Source organism: Actinomadura sp. KC216 (genome assembly GCF_004348535.1).
Lineage (GTDB): Bacteria > Actinomycetota > Actinomycetes > Streptosporangiales > Streptosporangiaceae > Spirillospora.
The window spans coordinates 1-9,011 of sequence record NZ_SMJX01000326.1; the positions used below are offsets into that span (position 1 = coordinate 1).

Below are 9,011 nucleotides of genomic sequence, written 5' to 3' on the forward strand. Positions count from 1 at the left end.
GGGTAGCGCACACGTTCAGGTGGTGCAGTGCTTGTCGGTGTCCTTGCGGACGGTGGCGCCGGTGAATTCTTCGAGGATGGCGATGTTCGCCGGTGAGTAGTTCGACGCGGTGATCTTGTCGGCGTCGGGGCTGCCGAGTTTGCCGGTGAAGGGGGCGGACTTCTCCAGCCAGTAGGCCGTGCGCAGGAACTGCGTCAGGACGAGCTCGCGCAGCTTCGGCTCGTTCTTGATCTTGGCCCAGTAGTCGGGGTGCTTGTCCTTGGCGACGCGCAGGTAGAGCAGCAGGTAGCGGAGGTTGGTGGCGGCGATGTCGCGGGCGTTGCTGGCGCCGACGCCCTTGATGTACTCCTGCACGACGGTGACGGCGGGCAGGCCCGTCAGCCCGGCGTTCAGCTCGGCGAGGACGCCCTGCAGCTTGTAGGAGCCCTGCTGGGAGTCGCGCAGGTAGATGCCGTCCATGCTGTCGCTGAGCTTGTCGGTGATCAGCGGGAGGATCTCGCGGCGGGGGAAGCCGCCGTGCAGCGGGACGGCGGACGCCTGCTGCGAGGCGTTGATCCAGGCCGCGATGTGCACGTCCCACCGGGTGCGGGAAGGGTCGAGGTCCCACATGTGGGTCTCCTCGTGGATCGCCACCATCATCGACTCGGCGAAGCCCTCGAAGCTCCGCGTGTTCACGAACTGCTTCCAGTACTGGTCGTTGGCCTGGGCGATGGCGAGCTTCTCGCCGCTGGGCCAGCGCCGCTTGTACATCTCCTGGAGGGTCGGCATCCAGTTCGAGGCGCTGAAGCGTGATTTGAGATCGCTGATGTCGGCGGTCGGGTTCGAGGGTTCGCCGTAGCAGAAGGGCTCGGCGGCCGGGGCGCTCGGTGCGGCGGAGGCGGCGGCCAGATGGCCGGGCAGCAGTGACAGGGCGACCGTGGCGGTCAGCAGGGTCAGGCGGCGGGAACGTTTCACGGGGGCCTCGCTTCGGCAGAGCCGTCGGCCGCGTCCCGCTCCGATCGGGCGCGACCCATGTCTGATTCGGGAGGGTAATTTGTCCCGGGCCTCGCCGCCGTCCGGCCACCTTGCTGTACGTCGGTCGAATAGGGTCGGAAACCGCAGCTCAGGCACCGCATCCCCGGGTGCGGGAAGGTGGAAAATTCAATGCCGGGAAAAGATCGTCTTCGCATGGCCCTGGATCGCGACAGAAAATTCGCGGCTCGAAAAACGTCCCGTAGAAACGGCGTCCGCCTGGAGCGGTGGGGCCGGGTGCAGTTCTGCGAGGTGGGAGCGGAGATCGGCGCGCATCGGGCCTCGGGCATGGGCGCGGCGGAGGCGCTGATCTTTTCAGCGCCCCCGCCGATGCCCGCGTTCGTCAGCTCTCCTGGCCGTTGAACAGCTTCTTGCAGTCGGCCTCGGTGGTCACCTTGTAGTCGGCCTCGTTGGCCATGGCGTTGAAGTTGCGCACGAACGCCTCATAGGTTCGCGGCTCGTCCATGATCCGGAGGACGTTCTCGTCGTTCTCGCGTATCGACGGGTTGTTGAGGTTCGCGCTGCCCGTGAACACCACCTGGTGCCGTTCGCCGGTGTAGGTGGCGTTGATCAGCATGTTCTTCTGGTGAATGTACGGCTTGCCCTCCCGGAAGCCGTAGAGGGTGACCTTTCCGTCTCCGGGCTTGGTGAGGTTCTCGCACGCCTGGTCGTAGATGTGGTGGGCGACGATCTGGACGCTGCAGCCCGCGTCGGCGAGCCTGCGCAGTTCCTTGGTGGGGGAGCCGCGGCTGATGGACCACATTCCGACATGGATCGTCCCGGGGCAGGCGACCGACTCCAGGGTGCTGGTGACGGTGTCGCCCTCGGCGCGCGGGTAGAAGTAGCTCTTGGTGTTGCCGGTGACCTTCGGCGGGTGGTTCTCGTAGTACTCGTCGTCCTGGACGGCGAATCCGAGGTCGTTGAAGTAGAAGCCGTACTGGTCGTACAGGGCCTCGTTGCCGACGTGGGTGTAGGTGCTGTTGAACAGGTTCCGTCCCGAGCCTTCGTTGAGATTCGCCGACGTCGTGGACACGACCCACTTACTGCCGCTGGTCTTGGAGAACAGGAAGAACTTGTTGTGCATGGCCCCGGTGCCGATGCACGCGGTGCTGCTGCCTCGCGCCGGGCAGCGGACCACCCACGAACCGCCGCCCTGGCCTTCCACGGCGTTCTTGAGCCGCTTGACTTCGGGCTCGTTCTCGTAGGCGTTGTAGTCGGTGATGAGCATGACCTTCACGCCGCGCTCCTTGTTCGCCTTGATGAGGGCGTCGGTGACGCGGGGCTCGTCGAAGTGGTAGGCGGTGCCGGCGATCGATTCGCCGTCCGGGGTGCCGTTGACGAGGTCGACGAGATGGTCGACGAGGGTGTCGTCGTCCTGGCCGAGCCGGTTGAAGTACGCCCCGGAGGCCAGGGCGGACGCGGCCCTCGGCGCCGCCTCTTCGTCGGCCCCGGCGGTGGCCGCGGGCAGCGCGGCGACGGCCAGGGCCGTGAATGCGGTGGCGACGCCGAGAATGGAACGTTTGAACCGGATGGGCGCATGCATGGGCAGGGTCCCCTTCTGCCGATGTGGGAGCGATGCGCGGGGTATTCGATGGACGGTACAACACGTTTCCCGGACGATGACTGTGCGTGACCGGGTTCGGCCCCGGCCGTTGACCGTCGGCGTCAAGAACAGGTACTCGCGCGAGGCATTCCGAACCGAACGATATTCGGTATGGTGGCGGAATGGTGGACGTATTCGATGACCTCGCCGCTGAGTACCGCCAGTTCGACGCCATGCTGGCGTCCCTGAACCCGGAGCAGTGGGCGCGGCCGTCCGGGGCCGAGGGCTGGAGCGTGTCCGACGTCGTCCTGCATCTCGCGCAGACCGAGGAGGTGATCGTCGACCCGTCCATCGGGGAGGGGACGGCCTTCCTGTCGCCGGACGCGGAGAAGACCGTGGACGGGGTCGCCGACGCCATGGTCGCCGCCGAGCGCGGAGCGCCGCCCGCCGGGCTGCTCGCTCGCTGGCGCAAGGCCGCCCACGCGACGCCGGAGATCCTGCGCGCCCATCCGCCCGGCACGCGTCTGTCCTGGGTGCGGACGTCGCTGTCGCCGCGCACGCTGGCGACGACCAGGCTCGCCGAACACTGGGCCCACGCGCAGGACATCGCCGTCCCGCTGGGCGTCCCCTACCCCGACACGGCCCGGATCCGGCACGTGGCGTGGCTGGCGCACCGGACGCTCCCGTACGCGTTCGCCCTCGACGGGCTCCCGGACGTCCCCGTCTACTGCGACCTCGCCGCCCCCGACGGGACGCGCTGGACCTTCGGCGACCCGGCCGCCCCCACGAGGATCACCGGCCCGGCCGCGGACTTCTGCCGCGTCGGCGCCCGCCGCCTCGCGCCCGAGGAGACCGCGCTCGCCGCCGAGGGGCCGCACGCCGCCGATGCGCTCCGCGTCGTCCGTAACTACGCCGCCTGACCCACGAAACAGGCGGTTTCTCAGTATTGTGCACGGCATGTCAGGCAAGAAGATCAGCCCTATTTTCGTCGTGTTCTTCGCCGCCGGCCTCCTGATCGTGGGACTCGCGCTCCTGTTCAGCATGGTGGCGGGCGCGAGGGTCGACGAATCCGATGCCGACAAGGGCGAGATCCAGCTGCAGCTGGCGACGATGCTCAACTTCACCCTCGCCGGAATGTCGCTGATACTCGTCGGGCTCGGCTTCCAGCTCGCGGCCGGTGGGAAAACGGCCCTGCCGGCGATCCCGGGACAGGCTCCGGGGTACGCGTACGGGCAGCAGGCGCAGCAGCAGTACCAGGCCCCGCAGCAGCAGGCGGGGCCCGCGCCCGGCCAGCAGCAGTGGGGCCAGCAGCCGCCCGGCCCGCCCTCCGGACAGGCCTGATCCGCTCCCGCCGCCCCTCACCCCGAGGGGCGGCGATCGTCGTTCAGGACGGGAACGTCGCGCGGAGCCGCCGGGCGCCCTTCACGGTCGCGTCGAACGACGCCTCGGCGATGGCCTTGGTCATGAAGTGGCACAGCCAGGTGACCACGAACGTGCCGACGATCAGCACGGGCGCCCAGGCCCAGGTCAGGTGGACGACGATCCGCTCGATCGTGGCCTGCGGGTCGACGACCGGCTCCCAGCTGTTGAGCCGGGCCCAGCGGCCGAGGAAGACGCCGATGGCGCAGACGGCGTGCGCGGCGATCGTGACGCGGCCCCGCCAGGCGCCGAGGCCGATGCGCGCGAGGTGCCGGAGCGCGGCGCCGAGGGCCAGGTAGTAGGCCAGGAATCCGGAGCCGATGAACAGCGCGTAGACCGGCAGGATCACGGTCACGACGGGCCCGCCGCGGTCGGCGTGGACGATGTCGCCGCGGAGATGGACCAGATCCGTCACGACATACGGCGCATTCGGCAGGAACAGCACGAAAAGGACGAGCCCGGCCCACCAGAAGGGCGAGCGGGAGAGCTCCCGGCCGCGGAAGAGCGCCCAGGCCAGTGCCACGGGGATCCAGGCCAGAAGGGTGTTCCAGCCCATCCACCAGGCGTCACGCCGGAGAACCTCGACCAGATTCGGTGCCACTTGCTCCAAAACCCCCATGATTCACATCATGCATGAGTTTCGGCCTCGGATGTTGTGCAGAAGTTGTGAAGAAGACCGTTCACGTTGGCGAAGCCGGACGTCGCCTCGCGCAAACGCTGAGGCCAGTCAGTGTCGGTACGCAGCGCGCCCGCAGCGGTTTCGATAGCTGACGGAGTCCCTCCCCAGAGGGCGGTGTTGCGGGCGGTCAGGTCCCGTTGGTCGCGTTCCCACCAGGCTGTGACGTGGCCGAGTTGGTCAGCGAGCGTGTCACCGGGAATGGTCCTCTTGTAGAAGGACGCCCATTCTTCGCTACGGGGATGACGGCCCGCGCCAGGCGTCGCATGGTGCGCTCGCTGCAGTTCCTCTAGGACCAGGCACCACCGATATGGGACGGCGAAGTATTCCGTCTCGCCGTCCGCGCAGTGGCGTCCGTGAAAGACGGCCGTGAGATGGCCGGCGAGCCGCGCGGGAGCGCCACGGGCCGCGACGGCGGCGTCCACGGCGTGCGAGATGGCGCAGTCGCGGAGCCGCGGAGGGACGCCGTCCAGCACCGGGACGGTCAGGCGCGGCGGGCCCCAGCCGGTCAGATGGGCGGCCGCGGCCAGCTCCGCCCACAGGACGAGCTCGGGACGGTCGTCCACCACCCGCTGGGCCGTGCGCATGTCGCGGAGGGTGCAGGGGGTGTCGCGGCAGTCCGTCCCGCAAGTGCTGCTCCGCGGGCTCACAAGCGCGCGCGGGGACGCCACCGGGGCGGCGGCCTTCTCCAGGTGCGAACCGTCCGGCACGCGGATCAGGTGCGGATAGTCCATGCCGTCGGTGAACACCGCGCCCTCGCCGGGCGTGAGCGTCACGAGGAACTGCGATTGCGCGTCCGTGATGTTCATGGTGGCGCCGACCGCGTCCCGGTCGTCCTTCGCGGGCAGCCGGTGGACGATCTTCACGGCGGTGTTCTTGATCACGTCCGGGACGAGCTTGGACGGGATCTGCTCCGCCACGATCAGCCCCTCCCCGTACGCGCGGATCTCCGCCAGCAGGCTCGCGAACGTCTCGACCGCGTGGGACGCCGGGCCCGCGTGCTCGCTGCGCCGCAGCAGCCGGTGCGCCTCCTCGAACACGGTCAGATGACGCAACCCTTGTCCGCCGCCCGCGCGCTGCCGCATCCGCAGATGCTCGACCAGCCTGACCAGCACCGTCCCCATGAGGAACGCCTTGTCGCGGTCGTCGCCGACGTCCTCGATCTCCAGGACGACGTTGCGCGCGAGCAGCTCCCCGAAGTCGATCGGATGGCCGCCCTCGAAGAACCGCCCCGTCGTGCCGAGCCGGAGGCTGGACAGCCGCACCCGGACGAACCCGCGCACGTTGTCGGTGATCTCCTGCCCGTAGCCGATCTCTGTGACGACCTGCTCGGCGGCGTCCTGCAGATCGGCGAGCGCCGGATAACGCGGCACCGCCCCCGGAAGGGACGGCTCGCCGAGCGCGAGATCCCAGCCGAGCCGCTCGTAGCAGCGGGTCAGCGCCGCCGACAGCACCTGCGGGAACGGCTCCTCGGCGTCGAACGCGGCGAGGAACAGCGCCCGGACGAGGTCGGCGTGGGTCTGCAGCGGGAACGGCCGCCCGTCCGGGCCGCGCGCCGGTTCGAGCGGGTTGATCCCGGCGGCGATCGCCTCGGTGTCGCCCGGCCGGATCGTGATCACCTCCGCGTCCGGGAGCCGCGCGGCCATCAGCCGGTACTCCGCCTTCGCCGGCTCGACGACCAGCCACGGCAGCCCGGCCCGCGACGCCTCCGCCAGCAGCGACCGGACGGTCTGCGACTTGCCCGCGCCGGTCGCGCCGCACACGAACGTGTGCCGGTTCAGGCTGGACAGCGGCACGGAGAGGGGGCCGACGTCGTGGCGGTTGCGGTCCAGGACCCGCCCGAGCCCGACGCCCGTGCCGCCGGTGCCGGTGGCGCCCGTGCCGCCCGACTCGGGCGTCACGTCGAACTCGGGCCGCATCACGAACCGGACCCCCGGGACCTCCCGGACGGGCGGGCGCGCGACCGCCGCCACCAGCTGCGTGCTCGCCTCGAACGGCCCCGGCGCGCCCGGGACCAGCGCATACGGCAGCCGGCTGAGGTCGGCCGACGCGCACACCAGCGCCGCGACGCGGGCGGCGGCCCGCGGCGTCTCCGCCCCCGCCATCAGATGGACCCGCCACAGACCGGACGTCGCCGCCTGCCGCAGCTCGCGATGCCGCCGCTCCAGCCGGACCGCCGCCACCGCCTCCTCCGGCGACATCTCCGCCATCGACTGGGCGCGCTGCTGACGGACCGCCAGCTCGTCGGCGAGCCGCTCGGCCTCCGCCAGGGCCACGGGCTCGGCGACCAGCATCCACGCGAACGGCTGCACCCATACCGAGAGGAGACCGTCCTCCAGGGACGGCCTTGCGGGGTCTTCTGGCGTGTCGTCGTCGACGAGCAGGCCGTCCGCGATGGCGCCGACGCTCACCCAGTGGGGCATCGAGCCGGCGGCGATCCCGTCCGGGAGCATCACGCCGCGCCCGCCCGCCGGGAGGCTGAGCGTCGCGGACCGCCCGTCATGATCGGCGAGAAGCCCGTCGCCGCCGACGAACACCTCCGTCGGCCCGAACGGCTGCGCGCGCCGCCAGCCGACCAGCACCGGCTCCCCGCCCGCGTGGTAGGCGGACACGAGCGCGGCGAGCCGCTGGTCGCGCCACTCGTCGCGGCCGTCCGCGTCCCCGCCCGGACGGGGGACCTCCAGCAGGCGGCAGACCGGCAGGCCGCGGACGAGGCCCCACATGTCAGCCGTCCCAGCGCATCAGGTTCTGGAACAGTTCGGCCTGCTCCATCGCGTCGTCCCGCGCGTTATGGGTGTGCGGAAGGCACGACAGGAGCGCGCCGGGCATCTGCCGCTTCGTCGACCTGGCGACCATCGCTCTGGCCTTCGCCGCGTAAAGGGTCTTGATGTCGAGATGGCGTGAATGGCCGAACGGGGAGCGGGACGTGAACCGCATCCAATACCAGTAAAGCCACATCCAGTCATAGGCCAGCGGATACGCCACCAGTACCGGCAGCGACCCGCCCGCGACCTCTTTCACCCATGCGGCCGCGTCGCTCATCGCCTTAACCGGGTCGAGACCCTCGCGGGCGAGTTTCTCGCGGTCCAGGCCGCTCACCGCCAGCGCCTCCGGGACGAAATCATCGCTGATCGGCTTCAGCTCGGCGTAGAAGGTGCGCTCGGCCGGGTCGGACGCGGTGAACTCGGTGCCGTCGAACGTCCCGCAGGCCGCGAGCCCGAAACTGAGCATCGAATAGGGGCCGGGGATGGGGCCGTCCGCTTCGACGTCCGCCGAAATGTAGGTCTCGACGCGTGTCATTTCTCGCCGTGTTCTTCGTGCTCCGGTTCGATCACCATCCAGTCATCCTCGCGCAGACCCGCGCCCGCGTGGCCGCGATCCGCGAGGACCAGCGACACCGCGCGGCCGGTGGCGCCCTCCCAGCGCCGCACCCAGCCGCGCAGCGCCGGGGCGTCCTGCTGCGGGTCACGGGCACTGGCGGTGATCCGGAACTCGTAGCCGTCGGGCTCGTCGGCGGCGTCCAGCCTGTACATGCCGTCGAAGAAGGCGGTGATCGGCTTGGGCCGCTCCTGGGAGAACCCGGCCGCCCGGTACTTCGCGACGGCGTTGTCCGCCCGCCGCAGGCGTTCGTCGTCCGACGCGCCACGGTGATGCTGGATGACCCTGGACCGCAATTCGCTCTCGTTCTGCGGGAACCACTTCCTGGGATCCTGCGAGCAGAACCGCGCGCCCGGTCCCAGAAGCCGGACCTCGGCGTCGCCGAAACCGTCGAACAGGAGCGCGGCGCGCAGTTCGACGAGGCACTCGTCCCACTGCTCGGTACGCATTCCGAGTGGGGCGCGGTGCGACCGCATGTCCCACACCTGTTCCGGTGAGACGCCGGAGAACGCGAACTCACGCTCGGAGAACGTGTAGCCGGAATGGTCCGTCACGACCGGGAACATTGGCCGTTCCACCGCCTCGCCGCGCCGTTCCACCGGAGGCGACGACGCCGTTTCCGGAAACGGCTTGGTGGGCGCCGCCTGCGCAGCCCCCTGAACGGGCCTCTGCGGCGGCTCGGGCTGACGGTCATCCTCGCCGGACGGCGCGTCACGCGGCTCGACGGCAACGACCGGCACCTCGTCGTCAGGCGGGTCATCCGTTCCCGCGGCTCTCCCCGCCTCGTCGGCCACGTCCTCGGGTTCGCCGTCGTCCGGCCCGTCGCTTGGCGCCTCCTCCTCTTCCGGTCCGGTGTCTTCGCCGGGCTCTGGCTCGCCGTCGGGCTCACGGTCGTCGTCGTCGGGGGCGTGGCGCGGCTCGGGCACATCCACCTCGGCGCCGCCGATCGGCTCGGGTGGCGTGCTGGGCGGCTCAGGGGCGGCG

The 9,011-nt window shown here is 70.3% G+C and carries 10 protein-coding genes; 4 read left to right on the forward strand and 6 right to left on the reverse strand.

All coding sequences use genetic code 11. The features are described 5' to 3' along the window. Nucleotides 1–15 precede the first annotated feature (15 nt). A complete protein-coding gene (locus tag E1264_RS35405) occupies nucleotides 16–954 on the reverse strand; it encodes a hypothetical protein (protein WP_207936650.1) in 939 nt (312 codons plus the stop codon). Between the two features lie 213 nt (nucleotides 955–1,167). Between E1264_RS35405 and E1264_RS35410 the strand changes: the two genes are divergently transcribed. Continuing rightward, nucleotides 1,168–1,374 (forward strand): hypothetical protein, encoded by a 207-nt coding sequence (locus E1264_RS35410; protein WP_132180690.1) that lies wholly within the window; start codon nucleotides 1,168–1,170, stop codon nucleotides 1,372–1,374. Here E1264_RS35410 and E1264_RS35415 read toward each other — a convergent pair. Next, on the reverse strand, nucleotides 1,355–2,554 hold the full coding sequence (locus E1264_RS35415) for a phospholipase D-like domain-containing protein (protein ID WP_132180692.1): 1,200 nt from the start codon (nucleotides 2,552–2,554) through the stop codon (nucleotides 1,355–1,357). The two genes, E1264_RS35410 and E1264_RS35415, sit on opposite strands and share 20 nt — an antisense overlap. Before the next feature lie 182 nt (nucleotides 2,555–2,736). Between E1264_RS35415 and E1264_RS35420 the strand changes: the two genes are divergently transcribed. Then, complete coding sequence (locus E1264_RS35420; protein ID WP_243711363.1) at nucleotides 2,737–3,474, forward strand: maleylpyruvate isomerase family mycothiol-dependent enzyme; 738 nt, start codon at nucleotides 2,737–2,739, stop codon at nucleotides 3,472–3,474. Nucleotides 3,475–3,511: 37 nt separating this feature from the next. Beyond that, the gene (locus tag E1264_RS35425; RefSeq protein ID WP_132180694.1) at nucleotides 3,512–3,895 is read left to right on the forward strand and encodes a hypothetical protein; all 384 of its coding nucleotides are present in this window, start codon (nucleotides 3,512–3,514) and stop codon (nucleotides 3,893–3,895) included. Between the two features lie 43 nt (nucleotides 3,896–3,938). On the opposite strand, the gene E1264_RS35430 is transcribed toward E1264_RS35425, so the two are convergent. The 4 genes from E1264_RS35430 to E1264_RS35445 are packed head-to-tail and all read right to left on the reverse strand — an operon-like array spanning nucleotide 3,939 to nucleotide 8,581. Beyond that, the gene (locus tag E1264_RS35430) at nucleotides 3,939–4,574 is read right to left on the reverse strand and encodes a DUF1361 domain-containing protein (protein ID WP_207936652.1); all 636 of its coding nucleotides are present in this window, start codon (nucleotides 4,572–4,574) and stop codon (nucleotides 3,939–3,941) included. A 26-nt stretch (nucleotides 4,575–4,600) separates the two neighbouring features. Next, nucleotides 4,601–7,372: an ATP-binding protein gene (locus E1264_RS35435; protein ID WP_132180698.1), complete on the reverse strand. Its 2,772-nt coding sequence runs from the start codon at nucleotides 7,370–7,372 to the stop codon at nucleotides 4,601–4,603. A 1-nt stretch (nucleotide 7,373) separates the two neighbouring features. Continuing rightward, a complete protein-coding gene (locus tag E1264_RS35440) occupies nucleotides 7,374–7,949 on the reverse strand; it encodes an exonuclease (protein ID WP_132180700.1) in 576 nt (191 codons plus the stop codon). Further along, nucleotides 7,946–8,581, reverse strand: coding sequence for a hypothetical protein (locus E1264_RS35445; RefSeq protein ID WP_132180702.1), 636 nt, complete (start codon nucleotides 8,579–8,581; stop codon nucleotides 7,946–7,948). The genes E1264_RS35440 and E1264_RS35445 overlap by 4 nt, the downstream gene beginning before the upstream one ends. Here E1264_RS35445 and E1264_RS35450 point away from each other — a divergent pair. Then, nucleotides 8,570–9,011, forward strand: a 442-nt coding sequence (locus tag E1264_RS35450; protein ID WP_132180704.1) for a hypothetical protein, incomplete at its 3' end; no start/stop codon positions are given. The two genes, E1264_RS35445 and E1264_RS35450, sit on opposite strands and share 12 nt — an antisense overlap.

Coding starts and splice junctions, on each gene's coding strand:
- E1264_RS35410 (WP_132180690.1), top strand. CDS start 1,168: ATGGCCCTGGATCGCGACAGAAAATTCGCGGCTCGAAAAACGTCCCGT.
- E1264_RS35415 (WP_132180692.1), bottom strand. CDS start 2,554: ATGCATGCGCCCATCCGGTTCAAACGTTCCATTCTCGGCGTCGCCACC.
- E1264_RS35420 (WP_243711363.1), top strand. CDS start 2,737: ATGGTGGACGTATTCGATGACCTCGCCGCTGAGTACCGCCAGTTCGAC.
- E1264_RS35425 (WP_132180694.1), top strand. CDS start 3,512: ATGTCAGGCAAGAAGATCAGCCCTATTTTCGTCGTGTTCTTCGCCGCC.
- E1264_RS35435 (WP_132180698.1), bottom strand. CDS start 7,372: ATGTGGGGCCTCGTCCGCGGCCTGCCGGTCTGCCGCCTGCTGGAGGTC.
- E1264_RS35440 (WP_132180700.1), bottom strand. CDS start 7,949: ATGACACGCGTCGAGACCTACATTTCGGCGGACGTCGAAGCGGACGGC.